We start from the raw sequence: 24,691 nt of genomic DNA, 5'->3' as shown, positions 1-24,691 counted from the left end.
ATTATTCTATTACAGGTTCAAACAATATATAATCAAAATACATACGGAATTTATTGTGCGAACTGGCTGCGGGATCTACCACAACTACGTTCAATGTATGAGAAGTCGTCGTTGTAAATTCAAACAATGTTTCTACTCCACTCAGGTCCGATGTCAACGGTGTATTGAAACAATCTTGCACATCCCCTGTCTTTCCATCATAAATACGTTTGTTATCGCCACCTTTAAGTCGTTTCGAATCTAATCTGAAATTGGTCAAACCGGCTTGGCTGCCCTCTTCTCTCGCACCGATAAATTTCATTGACGGATCGTATGCATAGTATAAAGTAATTCTATACTTTCCGGCTAAAATAGGTGGAATAGTCAGGTCCAATGTACCGTTGTAGCCGATATTAACTACCAAGGCATCGTTGTTCATCAACTTAGTCCAGTTGCCTGAAGTGCTGGCTCCCTTTGTGCAATACGACAGATAACTCCAGTCGCTTGCCAACGTGCCACCAGGTCCCATTTCGATCTTATAGGACGAAACTTGCGGAACAATTTCTTGTCGGCCAATGAACTTGGTGAGTGCTGTATACGTATCCGCGTCATCTCGCGAAACTTGCTGATAAAGCTGCCCTTTTCCCTTTGCCGCAATGTAAGAAGACACTTCGGGGTAATCGCAGAAATCGAAGATTACAGGTATCGGCTCAAATTCGGTTTTCACGGGCAGATATCCGTCAATCGGTTGGATATATCCGTTCTTCACGATCTCGTCAGCTTGTTCCTCAATAAACTTAACGCCGTCGTTCAGTCCGCTTTCGGAAATCAGGATCAAATCGTTTGTAGCTTTGGTGTTCAGCATCTTTCTATATTCCCACGTTTCTCTGTCGAAAGGTTTGGGAAATGTACGAAGAGATTCAAGGGTGCGTTCACCGTTCATAATATGATAGGCCATAAACCGGTTCAGTTCGTTATTGGGAAGCTCGTAATCGTTGGTCAAAGCCCCCACCTTAGCAGTCAAATCACTAAAACTGTTGATTCCTTCCTTAGCAAATATAGCATCGGATACGGCAAATACGGTGAAGTATTTCCGCAGTTCAACTCTCATTCCCAACGGACCTTCGAGTACAGAATTGACTACACTTAACGAATCGCTCCATGTTGTTTTCTCCAGCGCTTCACAGAAAATTTTATAATTCCCTTTCTCTACAAGTTTTGCATAGATAGTTTCTACGGCAGGACTCAATACATCATCGAGTACATATACACGACCATTGGCTGTACGAATAGCTAACTCGCTGACATGAGCTTCCTTATTAATATAGATAGATTTATCACCACCTTCACTACCAAAAGAAACTTTCAACGCATCTCCCGAGAGTGTTCTACCCGGCAGTTCACCGCTTTTTACAAAATCCTCCCTGTCAATAGAGTCGTTAATAACATGATATGTAGCAAGAGTACGGGCATATTCATATCCCAAATCTTCGATAGAAGTGACTCCCTTCTTTTCGTAAAAGCGAAGAACTGCATCATTAGTAGGTGCCAATACTGTGAAAGCATCCTCTGCGCGGTTCACAGCATTGAACAAATCTCCATATTTCAAAACTTTCACCCATTCGGAGAAATCGTCCGGACGACTCTGGAGATAGGTTGCAGCAGGTTGTACATCATATACCTTAAATACCGTATCCTTGTACGGATCATCACAGGAATAACAAGTGATGCACAAAATCATTAAGCAAAATCTTACAATATTCTTCATAGTATATATTAATTTGCAGTTACATCATAATAAGGATTCTGTATTAACATCGGGTTAGTGTCAATCTCACCCTGATTAATAGGCAAATACCATGCATCGGTATTCTTCAGAACCGAACGTATCCAACTGGCACTCACCGTAGAGTTATTCTCAATGATCATATTGATAAACTGATCTTTATATTTAAAATTCTGCGATCTGCCGAAGCGTAAAAGGTCATACCAGCGTTTGCCTTCCGCAGCAAATTCAAGATCACGCTCCTGCAACAAGTATCCAAGCATATTTTCTTGTGATACGGCATTCGTCTGAACACTTAGCGTGGTAACGTTGGCACGGGTACGTATCTTATTGATAAGTTCTAAAGCCTGTGCAAAATTCGCTTCTCCACCTTTCCAGATCAATGCTTCAGCTTTCATCAACAATACATCTGCCATGCGGTAGAGTATCCAGTTGGCATCTTTATAAGAACGTGTTGTAGACAATCCGTCCTTACCGCCGATTCTGAACTTGAAGGGAAGATAACCTTCCGTATTGGAGTTACCAATAACAGTTCCCGAAGAAAGAATAAATGTATTGCCATAACCACGAACGGTATTGGAAGTCACCCATGTATCGGTTTGTTCATCAAACAAACGTTTACACATTGCATTCGAGAACTGAAGAGCGGCGACAGTAGATTGTGTCCAAGGGTAAATATTCGATGGAGATGGATATGTACTCGCTGTAGCATCATCATCAGGAGATTGATTGCGCGACTGATCAAAATTCAGTTCAAATATAGAACCGTTGCTGTTGCCCGGGAAGAAGATGCTGTACCATTGTTCCGGGTCTTCTACAAATGCCGGACGGAAAGGGGAGGTCGAATTAATCAGCATATCGGCATATCTCACACAGCCATCATAATCTTCGCTCCACAAACACACGTCTGCCATCAATGCATACAATGCCCACACAGTGACACGTCCTTTACTCATGCCGGTCCAGTCTTCATCGTCATACATTTCTTTAGCGGCTCCTGTAGAAAGTGCATCCTCAATGTCCAGTTTGATCTGCGCAATAATCGCTTCTTCCGAAGATTTGGGCACATCGACCGCATATTCGTCCGTCATGTAGGGTTCCACAATCAGGGGAACTTCTTTAAAGTTGCGCACTAGCGTAAAATATGTCCAAGCCCGCATAAAGTAGGCTTCAGCCATGTTTGAGTTCATTACTGATTCATGATAGGTCTCATCCTGCCTCTTTACTTCCGGTGCATATTTAATAATGGAGTTCGCCACATTCAGTATGGAATAGAAACTCGCCCATTTACATTCGTTTGATGAAGAGGTCAACTGGAAATTCTGTAATTCCTGTTTTGACTTACCCGAATATGCATAAATGGATGCCCCGCGAAGTTCGCCCCAATAAATTAACGTAGGAACTGTCAGACGCATATTGTGGTATCCTTGTGCAAGCACCTCTTCCACCTGTTCCTTTGTTTTCCAGTATTCCGGAGATACCTGTTCGTTCTTCGGCAACACGTCCAGCCAATCATTACAACTGGAAGTCAGTAAAGTTGTTCCGGCTATTACTATGTATATTAATAATTTCTTCATGTTGATATCGTATTAGAAACTTAAGTTAAAACCAAAAGTATATCGTCTGGATACAGGCGTCGTTGCACCATCAATTGCAAGATCTGTCGGTCTTGACGGAAGGTTTACTTCCGGGTCCTGACCAGTATAAGAAGACCAGGTAAACAGATTGTATCCTGTAACGAAACATGTCAGTGAAGTGATACCCATCTTGTTGCAAATGCTTTTTGGGAATGCATAATTCAGTGTCAACTGTTTCAGACGAAGGAAGGAAGTATCTTCCACAAAACGGTCAGAACCTAAAAAGTTGAATCCTTCGCCATACAATGCACGCGGTATATCTGTAATATCACCTTCGTTTTTCCATCTTCTCAACACAGCCGTACTCTGATTGGCATTACCGTTCATAGACTCATTATTCATACGGGCCGTATTCACGACTGACTGTCCGAAACGTCCGTGGAAGAAGGTGTTGACAGAGAATTGTTTGTACTTAATAGTCAATCCGGCACCACCGGTCAATGTCGGGTTGGCATTTCCCAGATAGACGATATCATACTGGTTAATCACACCGTCATGATTGATGTCTTCATACATCGCATCTCCCGGTTGACAGGTTGCTGTCAAGTTCTTCATCACGATTGGTCTACCTTTGGCATCATTCATTACTTTTCCTTCCGCATCACGTGCGTATGTGGCATCCGTGTTCTGATATACTCCCTTGTAACGGTATCCATAGAACGAACCGATAGGACGTCCAACCTCTGCACGGGCAGCGTATTCTCCATTCTTTGGCGAGTAATTCTCCTGTACCATATTGGCAGGCAGTTCAGTAATCTTATTCTCATTACGGCTAAAGTTCACATAACCGTTGATGCGCCAGTCTTTGTTCTCAAATAAAACAACATCTGTACGGAACTCCCAACCTTTGTTCTCCATTTTACCCGAATTGAAATAACTAATCGATCCGAAACTAGTCGTTGAAGGTAGTTTGTAGTTCTTTTGCAACAAGTCTTCCACCGTCTTATAATAATAATCGAATGTAAATCTCAAACGACCTTTTAATACAGAAGCATCCAAACCATAGTTATATTCGGTAGAAGTCTCCCATTTCAAATTATCCAACTGCATACGAGCTTGCTTGGTGGCCGACATATTCATATAGTCTGTTCCCTTCACATAAGCACCCAGATAAACAGAAGCACCGCTGGGAGCACGTCCACTCTGTCCGATACTGAAACGGAATTTCGCTTCGTCCAACCATTTATCTCTTGCCGTTTTCATAAAAGGCTCATTCTGGAAGTTCCATGCAAGACCCACAGCAGGGAAGTAACCCATTCTTTCATTACGTCCCATAGCAGAGTTACCTTCGGCATTGAGAGATCCGTGTACCACATAACGATCAAACAAAGTATAGTTCAATACTCCTACAAAAGAGACATTACGTGTTTCCGATTCGCTTGAATTCATGTCGCTGATAGTAGTTCCCACTACCGGATCGGAAAGATCAGAAGAGGCATTACCATATACTTCGCTATTATAGCCTGAATTGACATACTGACCAGTACGAACTAATACATTCGCAATGATATTATGTTTGTTATTCCAGTTCTTGATATACATCAACTTGTTCTCTGTCTGTAAAGCCAACTGGTCGGAATAAGCGTCTGCACTCTGATTAGCATATTTGTTAACTTGTTCTACTCCTGTCACTACTTGTGGGAGGAAACGACGTGTTTTAATGGCACGCATATTGATAGAAGCCCAACCTTTATAAAAGAATCCCGGCATTATCTCATAATCGGCACGGAATGTAATCTTACCTTCGCGCTGTACAGTTCTGTTGATAGCTTCATGTGCCATGGCAACAGGATTATAGTTACTCTTTCCATTAAAGGATCCTTCAAAATTCGGATCATGATAAGTAAAGTATTCATCGGTCAATGCACCTGTCAGGTCGTTTACTGTAAAAGGTGATTTGTTCGGCATTTTACTCAATGCCTCCGAACGGATAGTATTAACCCAGTTCGCATCCGTATTGGTCTGTGAATAAGAAAAATCTGCACCGAACTTTAACTTATTAGAAAACTGATAGTTAATGACCATTGAAGTATTCAAACGGTTCATAGACGTACCGATAGTAGTACCGATATCACTCATATATCCTAACGAAAAACGATAAGTCGCTTTTTCACCACCACCGTTCATTGAAAAACTGTTATCAGAAACCAATGCCTTTTGGCGTACATAATCCAACCAATTGGTATTTTGGTTATATTCATCATAGTATCTCCAGTCCGGATTGTCACCGATTGCCGGTGCATCAGATAACATATTCAGATATTTATTTCCCGGATTATTCAGACCGATGTATTTGGCAGAATTCCAGATAGATTCCTGCATAAGAGAAGTATATTCCTTACCGTTCAGCATCGGAATAGTACTCGGATCCTCCTTCATCGTCCATTTAGAGGAGAATGAAAAACGAGTTTTACCAACCGTACCTTGTTTTGTCTTAATAACCAATACACCGTTAGCACCCTGAGTACCCCAAATAGCAGTAGCCGACGCATCTTTCAATACTTCAACTGAGGCTATATCATTAGGTGAGATATTTAAAAGGGCACCTAAGTCTTCTTCCGTAGCTGTGCTAAAATTGAAGTCATCACTGATTTCTGTCGGATAAGGCACACCATCGATAACAATCAACGGATCAGAAGATGCATTCAACGTACTTGTACCACGGATTCTGATAGCACTACGGCTACCGGGGTCTCCTCCCAAAACAATATCCACACCACCCAACTGTCCTTGTAGAGCTTCCTCTATGGATACAACAGGCGCAGCAGCAATCAGCTTTTCCATATCGACTTTCTGAGTAGCCGAAACCATTTCTTTGTCCGAAATACCCAAATCATTTCTATTTAACCTACGGGCTGAAACGACAACTTCATCCACAGCCATCGATTCTGACTCCAAAGTCACATTCAAAAGAGTTTGCCCCGTATACTTTATACGCTTTGTTTTCATTCCGATGTAGGAATAAACAATCGTCAGATCTTTCTCTCCTCCAGGGACTTTCACATTATACTGCCCGTTCAGGTTTGTGATACCACCACCCAACGAACGGTTCTGGTTGTTTACTAGATTGACATTTACACCAACCAGTGGCTCGGCAGTTTTTCCAAACAATTCGGTAACCGTACCGGATATAACCTTCTGTACCTGCCCTGCCATTTCTATAGAACAGGACAGAAAAATGGCTACCAATGTATAAAAGACTTTATTTGTCTGATTCATGATTAATTAGATATTCAGTTAATTAAAAACAGCGTCTATCAGGTGGAAAGCACCGTCCATAAAAGCAAATGGGAAATTCTCGTATGATACTACCTTACACGCATTTCCATACCGACCGGTGGTTTGATTCTGCAACTGCAAGGTAATAGAAGCACCATTATCAGTATACTTCACAGGAATATTATTGCTGTTACGATACTCTCCCGATAACCAATCGGGTGATCCAAGATACGGACAGCCTGATGCAACCGGAGCATTGGTAGGCGTAAAGAAATAATTAAGTAAATATTCTCCCAACAAGCGTTTGTTTGTAACCTCACCTTGAAGAGTGGGCGAAGGTAAACTCAAATCAATCGTACCTTTCACTCCCGGAATCCGGTCATTATCCAAAGCCTCTTTCAAAGCTTCATTAGTCGGAATGAACCCGATAAGACGCCCTGCCAATCGATAATCCCAAGCAAGTACACCGTCTATGGTAGCAAATATTTCAGCCTGTCTCATTAAATAGGCAAACACGAAATTGGGATATTTCGTTTCCCCGATAGAGGTTAACATCGTCTTCAGGCTTGTATATTCCAATCCATCCAACTTTCCGAATACACCGAAATCACTTTCATATTCATATACTTTTCCGTTTGTCCACACACCGCCACCATCGTTGGTCACCTCTTTCACTTCAGTAAAAAGCGTAGGAATCACCGTTTGCGGATCTTGCCCTAACACACTATTAAACACGTAGTTCGTTGTCATCTTTCCGTCTTTTATAAACCAGTATGTTCCGCCATCCTGAGTAGCATGAACTGCCCAAGGAGCGTTAAAATTAACTTCACCTACTACGGTTCCGCCACTAACGATTCTTTTCAGATCTGATGATGATACAGCCACATCGCCATCTTCTCCGGAAGTTGCCAATGTATTGCCTACTCCATCAGACATCAGACGCATATCACTGATTTCATATCCGCTATTTTTAGTGATCAACATCGTATAGTTGGTTGCAGTGGTAGTATATGCAGCCATCTGATTACTCTGATAGATAGCATACAACGAAAGCAGATAATCTCTTTTAAGGAAAGACGGTCCCATTACAGTGCTGAATATTTCAGGCATCGGGAAATTACTCAATCCGTAGAAGCTGCCGTTCACGCAGATGCTCTTATCTTTCACATCGCTCAACTGGAAATCATAGTGTGAACCCAAAGAGTTGGTTATTCCGCTTATTTCGTCTGGGAATACAATAGATCCACCATATACTGATTGATAAAGTAATATTTTGGTAATCAACGGGTCCAAATCGGTCAAAGAAGAATATCCTCCAGCTTTCCAATATTTATTGAAGAAAGTATTTAATGCCTGATTGGACGGAGCAAAGATACTATAGGATATAGAAGCCAATTCCGGATAAAGACGGAAATTGGAAGTCGGCCATTCCAAAGCAATATTGGGAAGTCCGTTTGACGCATGTTCATGAAGGAAGAGACTATCTACTCCTACTGCATTTCCATAATCGGCAGACAAGTCCTTATCATAGGTATAAGTACTGTATTGGCTATAGAAGTCGAGGAAATCGGAATAATCTGATTTCTTCTTCAAAACATCATAAATAGTTTCCAATGGTTCCAATACTCTGTCTACATTATATATATAGCCGTTGTTTGTTATGATTTGGTATTCTTTAACGCTTGCATTCGACACATTGAACCCGTTATCTCCCGTCCATGTAGAGTTAGGATAGAAAAATTCATAATTCTTCTTTGCATCTATGCCTTTAGATGCAAAGATGTGGTGAGAGAATACAGGTAAAAACCGCTCCAGGTGATAGACGGTTACTGTGTTTTTTGTTGCCGGATCCACTTCCTTCGTAGTAGGGCTGGTACTGTGTGTGCGAAATTTGTAATACATACCCGGTTGCAATACACCCAGTTCATCATCTTCATCGTCGTCTTTGCTTGTTGCACTGTCCTCGGGCCGGAAGTTCTCGAGATCGGTTTTACTATAAGAATAGTAGATTAAGTGATAACCAATCAATTTCTTCAGATCATCTGTCGGTATGTCCTTGACTGAAACATAACCGTGTTCCTCCAGATAAGTGGTAAACGCATCATTGTCCGGAGCCATGACAGTTGCGACACTCTTACCATCAAGAATAGGCCTGAAACCTGATAGCTCTGCTGCTTCCAAAAACATGGAGAACTTACCTCCATATTCATTAGAAAGAACTTCCCAAGCTGTACCTTTCAGCCATGCCGGTTTTTCATAGTGTTCATCCATCTTGTCTTCACAGGACAGGAAAAAGGAAGAGAGGAACAATAGTAGCAGCAAATGCCGCTTTCGAATCATTGCATTTCTCATAATACTAAAAATTATATTAAGTTATAATTAAAAATCTGCTAAAAAGGGAGATTGATATCGTGAATAGCATAAAAGACTTACATTTGATATTAGCAACTGCATAGATTTGCAGGCATTCATATAAATTTCGTGGTTTTTCATAATTATATCAAAACGTTAAGTTAAACAAAAGTTAGATTAATGACTTTGAGCAAAATATTTGTGTATAAGCGTATTATGAAAAATGTAAGATTGCCTGTGGACAATTAATAAGCAACTAAAAAGATAAGAAGTAGTTATTCTGAAATCAAATCGATATGCCTTACTGCAGCATAAATTTATAATAATTGGTTCAATATTTCCCTGAATACTTTATCTGCGTGTTCTTGCATTATTTTTATATAATTAAAAATGGGACGATTACTTTTCATACTATGTCCTATACAGTATTCTATTTTCTCGATTTGTATTCCCAAATTATATCCATGTTGTGCAAATGTTTTTCGAGCAGAATAATAAGTGACCTTCTTGCTTATACCAGATATTTCCGCCACCTTATTTATATTACGGAAAATTAAACTATATATCTGTTTATAGGATAAATATTTTCCGAATCTAAGTTTACCTTCCTTCGACAGGTATCTGTTAATAATCTCTTTTGCCTCAGGTTGCAAAGAGAACACGATTTCATTTGCCCCTTTTTTTCTGTTACGAGTTTTATGACGTATATATCTTATATAATCTTTATCTTTAAAGTTGTATTCCAGTAAATCTTTCAGGTTAATCCCACCTAAATAGTAAGTAAGCATAAAAATATCTCTGGTTATGTTCAAAGATGATTTCAGGAATTTCGCATCTCTAATACTTTTTAATTCATCTATTGACAAATCAAGATCCCTAACAGTACTTATTGGCATTTTAAAAAGTATAAAGGGATGAATGTGATAAGTTACATAATTCATTTTACTTGCATAGTTCAATATTACTTTTATCAGAGTCAGATAGATTCTTATCGTCGTATCACTTAAATCTTCCTTATATAGGTACTCTGCGAATTCTTGTATATGAAGAGGAGTTAGTTGAACCAAAGGAAAGTCTCCCTTCATATATTTAATCAATCTTTCACTTGCTATTTTGTACAAGCTATAAGATTTTTGTCTTTCTTCCCCTGCCATGAAACTTAAGTATTCTTTTGCTATTGTTTGAAAAGTTATCCCTTTCTTCTTTTGTTCGTAAGTGATAATATGTATCAGTTCAGTACATGAGATTGTAGACAAATAACTAATGGAAGCGAGGATTTCCTCGTATTCATCGATCATTCTACGTAAACACGAATTTATGTTAACTGCATTTTCGTGTCTGACAACTCTGCCATTTTTTAGCTGACTTGCGGAATCCAACGTAAATTGAGTCGGAATATATCTGGTCTTTGACCGATGAGCTACTGCTATTCTTATCCGATGTCTGCCATTCGCCAACTTCTTAGTCGGCACAATTACAATTGAAAAATTTGCCATATTACTTTTAAGGTTTTGTTTTATAAATAACTATCCTCCATACAACGAAAAAGGAATAAAATGCCCCCCAAACCTTGTTTCTTGATAAAAAAATGAGTTCATTGCATGGATTTCCGTGCAAAAGACGGTATTTTCCATGCTTTTGTACGATTCTTCATTGGTATTTCTTCACTAACTCGCTATGTTTGCAACAGTTTTTCACAGGTCTTTATAATAAAGAACTCTTTGAAAACAGAATCTAACTTTTGTTTAACTTAACTTAATTGGATTATATGAAAAGAGCAACCAATGTGACAACTTGTTTATGCACACAAATTTCATCTGATAATAGAATTCTTATCAGCAATGGCATTTGTGTGCAGCATTAATTTCATGAGTACGCGAGAAACATCTTAGTTATTATTGAAATATTTATTTTTTTATATTATGAAAAACTTAACGATTATGCGAAGGCTGCTATGGCTGTCTTTTATTCCATTTTTCCTATGGTCCTGCGAGGATAAGATGGATGAACATTATGAAGTTCCCGGGTGGGTAAAAGGAAGCGCTTGGGAATTACTTTCGGACGAAAGCATGGATGGACAATTCTCCATGTTCCTTGAAGCAGCAGAGCGTGCCGGTTATTATGAGATTATGAACGGGAGAGGATTAATGACCGTTATGGCACCAGACAACAATGCTTTTACCGCTTATCTGTCGGAACATAATTATTCGACAGTAAAAGACATTCCTGCCAGAGAGCTGAAAGAACTAATCGGATTCCATCTATTGTATTATTCCTATAATAAAGGTAGTATGGAAAATTTCCGTCCTGAAGGTGAGGGAGCCTATGATGAAGGTACTGAAATTCTTGATCCGGGATTATACTATAAATTCCGGACACGTAGTTCAGGAGAACCGACAAGAGAAGTTGACCCTTTAACCGGTAAATCAGTCACCGTCTATCATCTGGAACGATTTGTCCCAGTCTTTTCACACTACTTCTTCTCATCTAAGAAAATTGATGCTAAAAAGAATTACGAAGCTTTCTATCCCAATTCAACCTGGACCGGTAATGATGGATTTAATGTTTCGGAAGCTTCAGTGAAAGAATATGGCTTAATAGCCAACAACGGCTATATTTATACAATCAACAAAGTTCTGGAACCTTTAGGATCAATTTATGACCAACTTAAATCTAATCCTGAATATTCCGATTTTCTGGCGATGTATGACAAGTTCTCCATCTATACGCCTAACGATGAACTTACCCAGAAATATGGCAGCGCATTGAATGCAGATACTTTATACTTGCATAGCCACAGATCTCCATTAGCTCCCATTGCTATGGAATGGTACAAATATGACTATCAACGTTTGGACACATTAGCTTATCGTGCATATAGTCTGTTTGCTCCTAATAATACAGCATTGAACGAATTCTTTAATTCATACTGGAAAAACAGCGGATACGCTGATTACAGTTCACTTGACCCATTAATACAGACATTGTTCCTTAATGAATATGTATATAGTGGTTCAGTAGCTTTCCCGGAAGAAATTGTGAATGGCACCGTTACCACCGCTTCGGGTACAAAATATAATTTTGATCCCTATGCATCGGACGTCAATAGAAAAATGTGTGTGAATGGCAGTTTCTACGGATTGGGCAAGATTCAGACTCCGATTCTTTTCAATTCAGTATCCGGTCCGGCCTTCCACGAAAAGAGATTCCTGAATTTCTTATATGCAATGAATGGCGCAAACCTGCTGAGTTCATTCGGATCTGAAAACGAAAAATACACATTATTGATCCCTGACAATTCCGGATTCGAATCAGATGGTATCTTCTTGAATTATTATGCCGAAGGAGGAAAGCTCGAACAAAAGCCCGAAGGAGAATGGGAAGCCGTTTCTTCGGACGAGTTACAACGCATTATACGTGCACATACTGTAATGAGTGAGGAAGTCGAACTTAAAAAGCAAGGAACACAAGTCATCCCTATTCAATCTGCCTTCTGCTACTGGTTTGTTAAAGATGGAAAGATAACCTGTAACAGTCATTTCAACGGTATATTGGAACCGGGAAGTACGATCGATCCATTTGTTGAATTCGAAGAAGTCACCAATAGCGGTAAACCATGGGCAAACGGAAAGACCTACACTTATAAAGCGAATGCAATATCCGGATTATTCGAGGCAGAAACAGAAGACGGTCAGGGAAACAGCATGCAAAAAGCATTGGCTATCTGTCAGGATGCACGTTATCCTTATTATTGTTTCGCACAATTATTGAAACAGGCAGATATGATTTCCGGAGAAACAGTAGCGGGATTAGCAGGCCGTACCATTGCTTTTATTCCGACCAATGAAACGATCAAGAATGCATTAGCCGGCAAACAGATTCCGGGAGCCGACAAGCTTACGGTTTATGAGGATGGTACATTAGGTCTGATTGATTCTGGTAACGGACTGACCGGTGACGAAAAGATTGAGCTGAAGAAATACATCAGTAACTATTTCCTAGTAGCCTCTTCTGTACCTTCAGCTTGTTATCCGGGTTCGAAGATGGAAAGTGGCGAATATGTCAATTACAGCGGAAATACAATTATTTATAACGACCTGGGGACCTCTCTCTCATTCCAGCTTAAGAATGGTACAAAAGTGGTACAGGTATCTGGAAAATACAACTATTTCCCATTCTGTTATAATGACGGATGTTTCCATTTTATCGAATCTCTTCTTATGTAATTTGAATTTTAAGAATTATGAAGTTAACAAAATTATATTTTTCTGTAGTCATACTTCTTTGTACTGTAGGAGAAGTAGTGGCACAGACGCAGCAGATTATCATCGGTAATGTGACGGAACTCATTGGGAAAAGTGCAGAACCTTTGATCGGTGTTAATATTAATATTATGAACTCGCAGGAACGCTCTCTGGGAGGTACTGTTACCAATATGAGCGGTCAGTACAAGCTGGCTATTCCTGAAAAAGAGAAAGACCTGACTCTCGTGTTTTCTTATATCGGAATGAAAACAAAGAGAATAAAGTACAACGGACAAAAGTCCTTAAATGTCACCATGGAATCTATGTCTGAGGCAATAGGTCAGGTAGAAATTGTGGCTGAACGTAAAGACCGTAATGATTTAGGAGTAGGTTTGAAGGAACAGACTTCGGCTACGCAAAAAATCAATATGGAAGATTTGGTAGCCACTTCGCCTGTAACATCTGTCGAAGAGGTTTTGCAAGGACAATTAGGAGGTGTGGATATCACATTAAGTGGTGACCCCGGTGCAAAAAGTACTATTTTCATTCGTGGTGCCAGTACATTGAATGCCTCCTCTGACCCTCTGATTGTGATTGACGGTGTACCTTACTCGGACAGCAATACCAGTGACTTTGATTTTGCAACAGCCAATGAAGAAGATCTGGGAGCCTTACTTAACATTTCTCCGAATGACATCGAGTCTGTAGAAGTATTGAAGGATGCCTCGGCTACAGCCGTATGGGGAACCAAGGGAGCCAATGGTGTATTGATCATTACAACCAAAAAAGGATCAGTAGGTAAGACACGCTTCTCTTTCTCCTCCAAATGGACTGCTAAAGTAGAGCCGAAGACAATCCCGATGTTAAATGGTGACGAATATGTTGCCTTGATGCAGGATGCTATCTGGAATAGTGCCAACTATGTAGGTGTAAGTCAAGCCTCCAATTATCTGCGTTTGTTGTTCAACACACCGGAAATCGGAGATAACCCGGACTGGCAATATTACGATGAATATCATCAGAACACAGACTGGTTGGATTTGGTACGTCAGAATGCCTTATCTTCCGATAATAGTTTCTCTATGAGCGGAGGTGGTAACAGAGCAACTTATCGTCTTTCTTTGGGATATGCAACCGATGACGGAACAACAATCGGTACTTCCATGGACCGTTTCAACTCTACATTGCGTATTGATTACAATTTCTCGAAGAAATTGAGATTTGGCGCCAATGTTACCTATACTCAGACTGACAAAGATGCGAACTGGGCAACAACCGTTCGTTCCGAAGCCTTCAAAAAGATGCCTAATAAGTCACCTTATGTAATTGATGATGCAACTCATCTTCCGCTGGATCAATACTTCACTCGTCAAACCACAGACTGGGAAGGCGTTTTCAAAAGTAATGATACAGGAAGTAGTGCTACTAACTACAATCCGGTAGCTATGGCAAAAGAATCCAAAAACAATACCCTTCAACGGGAAACCAGAGCAATCATTGATGCCAACTACAAAATATTGCCGGGCTTCACCTATAGTGGTTATGTATCTATAAAGATGAATACATCCAAAAACACTAAATTCCTGCCGCAATCAGTAACAGGTGCCGTCTGGATGAACTCTTTTGCTAATCAGGCTTATGATGGAATGTCCGAAAGTTTGTCTATTCAAACTGAAAACAAACTTCAATTCATGAAAAACTGGAACGGCAAGCACAACCTGATCACCAATCTTCGTTGGAATACCAGCCAGTCGACAAGTTCCAGTTACGCAAGTAAAACATCCGGAATGGCTTCTTCCGGCCTGTCCGATCCTACAGTAGGAACATCTGTACAGAGTATGGGTTCCGGAGAATCTGAAGGCCGAAGTGTTTCAGGAATGGGAATGATCAACTATACCTTGTTAGGACGCTATGTATTCCAGGCATTATTAAACATAGAAAGCAGTTCGGCAATGGGACGCAACCAACGCATGGGTTATTTCCCGGCATTTGGTGTAAACTGGAATATTCAGGACGAACCTTTCCTCGCTGCTGCAAGAGAAAAATGGCTGGATATGGCCAAAATACGTCTTAGCTATGGAGAAAGTGGAACTCCTCCCAAAGGTAACTCTGTTTATATGGGTGCATTTAAGTCAACCGGAGATAATTATATGAATATGTCTTCCATTGCCCCCAGCCGTATGCAATTGGATCAATTAAAATGGGAATCTCTTAAGGAATACAATATTGGAGTTGATTTAGGTTTCTTGCATAACCGTTTGAGATTTACTTTTGATTACTATTGGAGAGACAGAGAAGATATCTTAAACAAAAACTTCAGAATACCTTCTACAACAGGATTTTCCAATATTGCATACTTCAACTCGGGGGCTACCAGAAACCAGGGATGGGAATTCCGTACAGACCTGGTATTCTTTGAAAACAAAGACTGGCGTGTAAGCGGTTATTTCAATGTATCACGTAACAAGAATAAAATTACTGAATTGCAGTCCGGCGTAACAGAAGGTATAAAGAATGCCGATGAAGTGAAAAATGGAGAATATGCATACATCACACAAGTTGGCCGCCCTATCGGCTCCTTCTTCGGTTATCGTTATAAGGGCGTTTATCAGAATAAAGATGCTACTTATGCCCGTGATGCAGAAGGTAATGTAATGAATGACCTGAAAGGTAATCCGATTGTTATGAAAAACGGTTCATATCTTTGCTATCCGGGTGATGCAATGTACGAGGATATTAATCATGACGGTGTTATCAATAAATATGATATTGTTTACCTGGGAAACACTCAGCCACTAGTCACCGGAGGTGGAGGAGTAACCGTCAAATATAAACAAGTAAGTCTAAGCGCTTTCTTCCATGGACGTTTTGGCCAATCCATCGTCAATATGGCTCGTATGAACAACGAATCCATGTATGGTTCCAGCAATCAAAGTAAAGCTGTACTTCGTCGTTGGAAAAATGAAGGGGATAATACAGACATACCGCGCGCCTTATACAACGAAGGACGTAACTATCTGGGATCAGACCGCTTCGTAGAAAAAGCTTCTTTCGTACGTCTGAAATCAATGACATTAAGCTACGGATTCCCCAGAAAAATCTGTAATAAATTCAATGTCAATTCATTAAGTGTATTCGTAACAGGATATAACTTGTTTACATGGACTAACTATACAGGACAGGACCCTGAAGTATCTGTTAAAGACAATCTAGCAATAGATACAGCTACCACTCCTGTCTCCAAGAGATTTTCTTTCGGTTTAAATATGAGTTTCTAATACTATTCAGATATGAAAAAGATATTAATATGTTTATTCGCTTTCGGGAGCCTACTTTGCGGCAGTTGTAGTGACTGGCTTGAAGTTTATCCTAAAAATGAGCAGATAACAGCTAATTATTGGAAAGCAAAAGAAGATGTAGAAGCTGTTTTAGCTTCAGGATATTCCTCTTTACGTGCCTGTACCCGTACACTGGTTGATTGGGGAGAACTGCGAGGTGCTTCTATCTACGCCTACAGTGATACTAAAAAACAAAAATTACAGAACTTCCAGATTACAGCTTCTGATGCCTTATGCAGTTGGGCCTCCATATACAACATACTGAATATGGCCAATTCTGTAATAAAATATGCACCGGAGGTACAAGCTAAAGACAAGACCTATTTGCAAGTCACGATGAACTCGCATTTATCCGAAGCCTATTTCTTACGCGGTCTGTGTCATTTCTATTTAGTTCGTAACTTTAAGGAAGCTCCTATTGTAACAGAACCTTATGTAGACGATTCCGCTCCTTACGATATCGCTAAATCTTCAGAAGAAGACATAATCGCCCAGATTAAGTCAGATATTCAAACTGCACTGGATACCGGAGCAGCTAAAGAGTTTTTTGAAGATGACAAATGGGAAGGTGCCAGCAAAGGACGTGCTACCAAATGGGCACTGTATGCCCTGATGGCAGATGTTTGCTTGTGGAGTGAAGATTATGACGGCTGTATAGAATATGCCAATCAGCTGATTAACGCTACAGCTTCACGCCGTCCGGTATTCATGGCTGTTCCCGAACAGTGGATCACCATCTTTACCCAAGGAAACAGTAACGAATCCATCTTTGAGATAAATTGGGACGAAAAGAACTTCGCTCAGCAGGAAGAAAATAAAGGCACCTCACCTTCTTATTACTTCACACTCAGCGCTACCGCTCCATACTTATATACAGAAGCAATGTGCGAAGATTTATATAATGAGAACATTGAGAATGGTGCCGGTGACCTCACCGCTTCCGTACGTGCAAAGTGGGGAGCTTATGCAGACTTGGACGCCACAGGAACAGCCGATAAAAAACAATATTGCATCTGGAAGTACAAAGGATCAGAATATCAGGATTTAAGTCAGGTACGCCCGAACGACGATGCCAACTACATCATTTATCGTATGACCGAAATATTATTAATGAAAGCAGAAGCATTGATCTGGAAAGGTGCTGCCAATTACGAAGAAGCATTGGAAATTATCAATAAAGTGCGTAACCGTGCCCGGCTCAAAGATCTGGACTTGACAGCAGAATCTGTAACAGAAGAAGAGATGTTGCAAGCTGTACTGCATGAACGTAATATAGAATTTGCCGCAGAGGGGAAAAGATGGTATGACTTAGTCCGCTTCGGCAAAACGAAAAATTACAGATATAAAGATTCATTCATTGAAACGATTGTAACATACAATTCAACCGCCAACGTTTCTTGGATACGTTCCGTATTGAGCAATGAATATGCTTGGTATCTGCCAATCAATCAGAGTGAAATTGATTCTAATTTATTGTTAGTTCAAAACCCGTATTATGCAGGTGTAACCGATTAATTATATTACTATGAAGAATTTGATTAGAATTTGTATATTGATCATTGTCGCTGCCGTTTATTCCTGCGACGATCCTTATAAGGATGAAACTTTTGCAGTGTACAACATGCAACCTATTTCATCTTACCTGAGTACCCGTCCTGATGATTTTTCGGAATGGATCAAGGTGATGAAATATGCCGATATGTACAATGCAGTGAATCAAGCAACTGCCAAGTTAACGCTGTTCGCTCCCACCAATCAGGCGATGGAAGCTTTTTATCAGGAAAAGAAAGTCTCCTCAGTAGAAGAACTGGGAAAAGTCTATGTAAGACAGCTGGTACAATACCATCTGGTAAATGACACGATCACATTGGAAGAATTCTCCAAAGGCGGAGAGCTGGAAGACAAGACGCTGTCCAATGATATACTGGAAGTAACCTTTAATGCAGACGATGCCTCCGAAGGGGGATTCAACTCCATGTATATGAATGGAGAAGCCCATGTGAAGGAACTGGCTATACATACTTCCAATGGTTTTGTTTATGTATTGGACGATGTCATGCGCCCGATGGTCGAAAGTGTCTATCAGAAATTTTTCGAGAACAATAAGAATAATATTCTTGCAGAAGCCTTGAAACGAACCGGATGGCACGATACATTGAATATAATTGCCGATACCATCACGATGCCCGATGGCACCAAACAGGAAGTACGCCGGAATTATACCATATTGGGAGTACCCGATGATGTTTTCCAGCGTGAAGGGATTTCTTCCTGTGACGACCTGGTGAAGAAACTGGGAGCCGGAGAAGACTATGAAAATAAGAACAATGCGTTGAACCGCTATGCAGCTTATCATATCCTGAACGGACGTTATAAAGTAGACAATCTGAAGAAATTTGACGTAGATACAGTAGCAACTTGTAAGATATGGGGAACTGCCTGCGAAAATGCAGCAATCAAAATATCCAAAGAAGCAGATGGCAACTATTACCTGAATTACGATGGTGGCAGTGAAATGAAAGCTGTTTTCCGTGAAAGTGATTGCGACTATCAGACCAAGAACGGTTATATACAGCAACTGGAAGGCTTACTTCCTGTTTGCAAAGACCTTAAACCATTTATTCTTTACTGGGATTTGGCCGATTATCCGGAAGTAGCCAACTATATCGGTTCCAACGGAGCAGACGGTCAGATTTTCCAGCAAGAGATAGATGCAAAGACGGAACCGTCGACAGAACTGAAAGATGCAAAACTATCATGCTATGAATATAAAGTAGGTTCTCAAGGAATGCCTGAAAGTAATTTTGGCAATTTAGCCTATAGAACCCTGCGCAGTAATTCAAACTATGATAACCAAGATAAAACCAGAAGATTCCTGCATGGTGATTTACTGACTGTTTCATTGGGGTATAAAGGATGGGTAGAAATGAAGTCTCCTGTTATGATTCCCGGAAAATATAAAGTGACTTTACGCTATTTTTACGCAAACAGTATGAAGAATTTCCGTTCCTACGGTAGTGGAAGTAACGGAGGGCAAATAGATGTCGAATTCACTGAAATGGAGAAAGCCGGTTCCGTATCACGTCTTTTATATTCCAGTCTTCCGGACGACAAAGATGCTAATGGTAATTATTTGGTAACTATGGGGCTATTTGACACCGTTCTATACGATGTTGTAGAAATCCCTGATATGAAGGAATATACAATGAGAATCACTTTGAATGATCCGGCAGCCAGTATTTCAAAAGACTTCCGTATCCAAGTTGATTATATTTTGTTTGAACCAATAAATTGAATCAGATTATGAAAGCATATAAATATATCTTATCCGCTGCAATCATATGGGGAGGATTGATGTCTTCCTGTACGGACGAATGGGATAACCATTACAATAAACAGGCAGCTATCATCAACAATGAAGAAATGACTATTGTCGATGCGCCGGCCATTGAATATTTAGAGTCACAGCAGTCATACAGCTCCATATGCAATTTATTCAAAGAGACAGGAGTCTTTAAGGAGATGGAAGCTGCCGGAGTATCTTACACTCTTTTTGTGGTTGACAATGCACTCATGACCGCAACGAAAAGTTCGGATGACGGCATAGACGAAGAGAAAGTTTATATGGCAAAAAGCCATATAACGACCGCCTCCCTTTCACCTAATACCATCGAAGACGGTCAGCGTCTGATGATGTGGAACGGAAAATATGTGATGATCAACAAGATGGTATCAGAAGATAGCGGATCACAAGAAATTATTTTCAACAGTAACTGTAAAGTTAAAAAAGTAGTGAAGGTAAACAATGGATATGTTTATGAATTAGACAATGTCATTGTTACTCCTAAATCTTTGCTGGAAACTCTGGAAGGATTATCAGACGAATATTCCATCTTTAAAAATGCGGTTCTTTCAAGAAACATAAAGATCTTTGATAAGAATAACAGCCTTAGCATTGGAGTAGATGAATCCGGTAATACGGTTTATGATTCTGTCTTTACGGTGAAGAACCCTTATTTCCTGGATAAAGGCTTGGATTTGGCATCTGAAAGCAAAAAGATAACAATGCTTATTCCATCTGACGAATTGATCAAGAAAGCATTGGATGAAGGGAAAGCGAAACTTAAAAAGTGGAACTTGGAGCGTCCGGATTCAATTTTGGAAAACTGGTGTTTTCAGGCCATGTTTTTCAAAGATGTGGAATATGACGCCGAAGCTTTCGGCAATCCGCAAAAACCGGACTTGACTTCCGCTTTTGGTAAACAGTGGAGAACTACAGTCAATAAGGTAGACCTCGATAATCCTGTGAGAATGAGCAATGGTATAGCTTATTATGTCACTTCTCTGAAACTGCCACAAAAAGACGTGCTGATATGGCGTTTTAAGGATCTTTTCAAATGGTTCAAATACATGAGCCAGGATGATAAGGACAAATATTTTGCATGTACCAACTTAGCTCCGTACGGAACCGGCGGACCTACACGTACCGATGTTAAAGCATGGACTCCGGGATACGGATGGCCGGAAATCAGTAATGAATATGTATGGTTTGTACGTCAGGATGCAAATAATCTGGAGACAATTCTGGATTTCACCGCCTTCAAATTTGATTTGCACAGCGACAATACGTATGATGCCGAACCTTACATCATTCCTCCCGGCGAATATACTTTCCATTTTGGTGTCGGCAAAAATGCGAACATGAAAAATGATTGTGATATTTATATTAATGATAAGCTGGTGGGAACAATAGTCAGGTCCAAATGGAGCAGCTATAGTAATGACCGAGGTGGCGGAGGTGCACCGGAGTTCTACCCATCCAGTCTGAACAATAAATATGACAGAGACGGTGGAGAAGTCGGTGTCTTTACAATCGAAGGAGATGAACCTGTGGAACTTCATCTGAAGTTCGTGGCAAGGCACAATGGAGGAACAGCCTTTACTCCGAACCATTGGTGCATCCGCCCGACTGCAAACTGTTATTAATCTAGATAAGGAACGATATGAAAAATATAAAAAGAATACTTGCGGTTGCATTGCCATTGTTGTTTGCAACTTGCATGTACGGACAGAAAAACTACAAACTGACAGGTAAGATCATCTCTGCCACTAATAAACCTATAGCAGATGCTGTAGTGTCTGTACAAGATACCTTGAATGCAACTACCAAAGCCGATGGAGAGTTCACTTTTAAATTAAGAGACAAATCCGGAGTGATATCGGTTTGGGCACCCGGTTACCTTCCCGTTCGGCAGTTGCTGAACGGAAGAACGGAAGTGGTGATCATGATGATTTCAGACAACCAGTATAAGCACAACGAGCAAGTTGTATTGCCCTTCCGGGGAGATAATACGGAAATTTCCGATTATACTACTGCAACAAATATTACCAAAAAAGATTTTCTTTTGGGAAGCTCTAAGATTGACCGGGCTTTGGCAGGACAAGTAGCAGGCTTACAAGTAAAACGCGGCAGTGGTATGCCGGGTGAAGGCAGTTATTATAACCTCCGGGGTATCCGTTCACTGACAGGTGACAATGCGCCATTGATCGTAGTCAATGGTGTACCTTACTTGCCGGACAAAAACGAATCACCGATAATCGGAGGTCTGACCCGTGATATTTTTCAGGCATACAATATTAATGATATTCAGAACATTACAGTGCTGAAAGGTGCGGAAGCCGCTATGTATGGTTCAATGGGATCGAACGGAGTTATTCTGATCCAGACAGATGGTGCCAGCTCCAACGATATGGAAACGAAGGTAAGCTACTACGGACAGTATGGCGTTACCTGGAGTGACAAACGCATTCCTTTGTTGGCCGGGAAAGATTATTTGAACTATCTGACGGATGCAGGTATGACATATTATAGTGATATGGATAAATTCTATAGCAACTTTCCTTTCCTGAAGGACCCTAATAATCCATTATACCTCAACACCTATAATAATCAGACTGACTGGCAGGATTTGATGTACAATACCGGTTATGCGACAGATCACCTTTTCCGCGTGGAAGGTGGTGACGAAATCGCAAAATATGACCTTTCGTTAGGTTATTCCAAAGAAAACGGTTTATATGAAAGCACCAGTACAGAACGTTTCCATACTCAGTTGAATGGTAATATCCTCGTAAGCAAGAAAGTGGATATCTTTGCTACCATCGGATTTGCTTATATGAACGGCCATTTCCAGGAACAAGGCATGAACATCAAGACCAACCCGATTCTGGCAGCTTATGCGCAATCACCGGTACTCAGTCCATACAACAAGGATAAAGACGGAAATATATTAAGTACTTATTCACCTTACTATTTCGGTAAATGTACCACCATGGATTTTGCGATAAGCAATCCATTAGCTATCGTCAATACCTTAGACGCACATAATCGTCAATACGATTTAAATCTGAGAGCAGGTGTAAACTATACCCCGCTACCGGGACTGGTATTCACAGGAATGATAGGAATGTACTACAATTATGACAATGAAGCTATGTTTATCCCCGGATTGACAGACAAAACCATCGTTCCGATATCCGACACTTATGGTACAGCCAACAACATGGTTCGTTCCGGTGTGGGCGAAACCAGCAACCTGTATCTGAATCTGAATGCACGTTATTCAAAAATGTTCAATCGCATTCACCAGTTGAATGCAATCGCCGGTGCACAGATTCTGACAACCAAGAACGAATTCGATGTGGGTGAAGGACGTAACACAGACAATGACTTTTATCAGACACTGGGTAACACACAGGCTGACGGACGCCGTTTCTACGGTTATGTTAACAAATGGAACTGGATGAGCTATTACGGACATGCTGATTATACCTACAATAATCTGGTACAGGCTTCTGTCAATGTATCAGTAGACGGAGCCTCATCTACAGGTACAAGCGCCAACCGGTTCTATGTATATCCGTCGGTAGGATTAGTCTGGCTGGGCAAGGGCTGGAAACCTCTGCAAAATTCAGAATGGATCAACAAGCTAAATGTACGCGCTGAATATGGTCTGACCGGTAACACCCGCTTTGCAAGCAATATGGGTACGTTCTACTATTCATCAGCCGCTTATCAGGATATTTCCGCCATTGCACGTGTCAATGTACCGAACACTCATTTAAAGCCGGAAAAGAATGCTTCTCTCAATTTGGGACTGGATCTGTCATTGTTCCGCAACCGCTTAAATGTGAGTTTCGATTATTACAATAACAAGATCAGTGATATGATCTGTATGCAACCGACATCATCTATATACGGTTCCGCACCTTATTATGCGAATGTCGGTAAGATGGATAACAAGGGAGTTGAACTCTCCGTACAAGCCTCATTGGTTCGTACCCGTGATTTCGAATGGATTATAGGTGGTAATATCGCCCATTACGATGATAAAATCACTTCTTTGGGTGGTGAAGAAAGAATCATCAATGGCAACTGGATCACAGAAGTCGGAAAGTCGCCTTATCAGTTCTACGGCTATCAGGTAGCAGGCGTGTTCTCCACTCAGGCAGAAGCTGATGCGGCCAGTCTGATGGCAGACAACGGTAACTATTTCCGAGGCGGGGATATGCATTATGTAGACCAGAACGGAGACCATAGAATTGACAGCAAAGACCGTGTAGCTTTGGGAAGTGCAGCTCCCGATTTCTTCGGAGGCTTCTATACTCAGTTCAAATACAAAGGATTCGCACTCGGTGCTGAGTTCAGCTACTCCAAAGGCAACATGGCCTACAATGCCGTACGCAATCAACTGGAAGGTATGAATACATTAGGCAACCAAAGTATCGCCGTATTGAATCGCTGGTCTTTGGACGGACAAGTGACCAATATGCCACGTGTACAGCACAACGACCCTTATCGCAGTACTTCATTCTCTGAAAGATGGCTGGAAGATGCTTCTTATCTCCGCATGAAAAGCGTGACTTTGAGCTATAGTTTTGACAAGACCGTACTTAATTTCTTCCGTTCAGGCACATTGTATGTATCAGGCGAGAACCTTTTGACAGCAACAAAATACCTGGGACTGGACCCGGAATTCTCTTACTCGTACGGCGAAACATCTCAAGGACTGGATTATGCAAAGATGGTACAACCGAAATCTGTAAAATTTGGTGTTAATTTGAAATTCTAACGAC

At 40.7% G+C, this 24,691-nt stretch carries 11 protein-coding genes; 6 read left to right on the top strand and 5 right to left on the bottom strand.

Annotation, left to right across the window (positions count from 1 at the left end; genetic code table 11):
* Window position 1: 1 nt before the first annotated feature.
* The 5 genes from K6V30_RS09415 to K6V30_RS09395 all read right to left on the bottom strand — a co-directional run bounded on the left by K6V30_RS09415 (window position 2) and on the right by K6V30_RS09395 (window position 10,469).
* Complete coding sequence (locus tag K6V30_RS09415; RefSeq protein WP_074759411.1) at window positions 2–1,747, bottom strand: DUF5108 domain-containing protein; 1,746 nt, start codon at window positions 1,745–1,747, stop codon at window positions 2–4.
* A gap of 8 nt (window positions 1,748–1,755) precedes the next feature.
* Entirely contained in the window at window positions 1,756–3,342 is a 1,587-nt protein-coding gene (locus K6V30_RS09410) for a RagB/SusD family nutrient uptake outer membrane protein (protein ID WP_055268688.1), read from the bottom strand.
* A gap of 12 nt (window positions 3,343–3,354) precedes the next feature.
* Complete coding sequence (locus K6V30_RS09405) at window positions 3,355–6,621, bottom strand: SusC/RagA family TonB-linked outer membrane protein (RefSeq protein WP_010536761.1); 3,267 nt, start codon at window positions 6,619–6,621, stop codon at window positions 3,355–3,357.
* A gap of 18 nt (window positions 6,622–6,639) precedes the next feature.
* On the bottom strand, window positions 6,640–8,892 hold the full coding sequence (locus K6V30_RS09400; RefSeq protein ID WP_010536760.1) for a fasciclin domain-containing protein: 2,253 nt from the start codon (window positions 8,890–8,892) through the stop codon (window positions 6,640–6,642).
* Between the two features lie 398 nt (window positions 8,893–9,290).
* Complete coding sequence (locus K6V30_RS09395) at window positions 9,291–10,469, bottom strand: tyrosine-type recombinase/integrase (RefSeq protein WP_010536759.1); 1,179 nt, start codon at window positions 10,467–10,469, stop codon at window positions 9,291–9,293.
* Window positions 10,470–10,895: 426 nt separating this feature from the next.
* On the opposite strand from K6V30_RS09395, the gene K6V30_RS09390 reads away from it, so the two are divergent.
* The 6 genes from K6V30_RS09390 to K6V30_RS09365 are packed head-to-tail and all read left to right on the top strand — an operon-like array spanning window position 10,896 to window position 24,687.
* Complete coding sequence (locus K6V30_RS09390; RefSeq protein WP_029425326.1) at window positions 10,896–13,199, top strand: fasciclin domain-containing protein; 2,304 nt, start codon at window positions 10,896–10,898, stop codon at window positions 13,197–13,199.
* Window positions 13,200–13,216: 17 nt separating this feature from the next.
* Window positions 13,217–16,495: a SusC/RagA family TonB-linked outer membrane protein gene (locus tag K6V30_RS09385; protein WP_022302223.1), complete on the top strand. Its 3,279-nt coding sequence runs from the start codon at window positions 13,217–13,219 to the stop codon at window positions 16,493–16,495.
* A 12-nt stretch (window positions 16,496–16,507) separates the two neighbouring features.
* On the top strand, window positions 16,508–18,070 hold the full coding sequence (locus tag K6V30_RS09380; protein WP_010536755.1) for a RagB/SusD family nutrient uptake outer membrane protein: 1,563 nt from the start codon (window positions 16,508–16,510) through the stop codon (window positions 18,068–18,070).
* A gap of 10 nt (window positions 18,071–18,080) precedes the next feature.
* A complete protein-coding gene (locus tag K6V30_RS09375) occupies window positions 18,081–19,850 on the top strand; it encodes a fasciclin domain-containing protein (RefSeq protein WP_070101286.1) in 1,770 nt (589 codons plus the stop codon).
* An 8-nt stretch (window positions 19,851–19,858) separates the two neighbouring features.
* A complete protein-coding gene (locus K6V30_RS09370; protein ID WP_010536753.1) occupies window positions 19,859–21,541 on the top strand; it encodes a fasciclin domain-containing protein in 1,683 nt (560 codons plus the stop codon).
* Between the two features lie 17 nt (window positions 21,542–21,558).
* Window positions 21,559–24,687, top strand: coding sequence for a SusC/RagA family TonB-linked outer membrane protein (locus K6V30_RS09365; RefSeq protein ID WP_022302221.1), 3,129 nt, complete (start codon window positions 21,559–21,561; stop codon window positions 24,685–24,687).
* Window positions 24,688–24,691: the final 4 nt, after the last annotated feature.

Source organism: Bacteroides faecis (genome assembly GCF_020091505.1).
GTDB classification, from domain to species: domain Bacteria; phylum Bacteroidota; class Bacteroidia; order Bacteroidales; family Bacteroidaceae; genus Bacteroides; species Bacteroides faecis.
Note: the sequence above shows the minus strand (reverse complement) of the source record. Positions and strands in the feature narration are given on the sequence as shown.

Excerpts from the sequence above, each read along its gene's own strand:
- K6V30_RS09395 (WP_010536759.1), bottom strand. The coding sequence starts at position 10,469 with ATGGCAAATTTTTCAATTGTAATTGTGCCGACTAAGAAGTTGGCGAAT.
- K6V30_RS09365 (WP_022302221.1), top strand. The coding sequence starts at position 21,559 with ATGAAAAATATAAAAAGAATACTTGCGGTTGCATTGCCATTGTTGTTT.
- K6V30_RS09405 (WP_010536761.1), bottom strand. The coding sequence starts at position 6,621 with ATGAATCAGACAAATAAAGTCTTTTATACATTGGTAGCCATTTTTCTG.
- K6V30_RS09415 (WP_074759411.1), bottom strand. The coding sequence starts at position 1,747 with ATGAAGAATATTGTAAGATTTTGCTTAATGATTTTGTGCATCACTTGT.
- K6V30_RS09400 (WP_010536760.1), bottom strand. The coding sequence starts at position 8,892 with ATGGATGAACACTATGAAAAACCGGCATGGCTGAAAGGTACAGCTTGG.
- K6V30_RS09385 (WP_022302223.1), top strand. The coding sequence starts at position 13,217 with ATGAAGTTAACAAAATTATATTTTTCTGTAGTCATACTTCTTTGTACT.
- K6V30_RS09380 (WP_010536755.1), top strand. The coding sequence starts at position 16,508 with ATGAAAAAGATATTAATATGTTTATTCGCTTTCGGGAGCCTACTTTGC.
- K6V30_RS09390 (WP_029425326.1), top strand. The coding sequence starts at position 10,896 with ATGAAAAACTTAACGATTATGCGAAGGCTGCTATGGCTGTCTTTTATT.
- K6V30_RS09375 (WP_070101286.1), top strand. The coding sequence starts at position 18,081 with ATGAAGAATTTGATTAGAATTTGTATATTGATCATTGTCGCTGCCGTT.
- K6V30_RS09370 (WP_010536753.1), top strand. The coding sequence starts at position 19,859 with ATGAAAGCATATAAATATATCTTATCCGCTGCAATCATATGGGGAGGA.
- K6V30_RS09410 (WP_055268688.1), bottom strand. The coding sequence starts at position 3,342 with ATGAAGAAATTATTAATATACATAGTAATAGCCGGAACAACTTTACTG.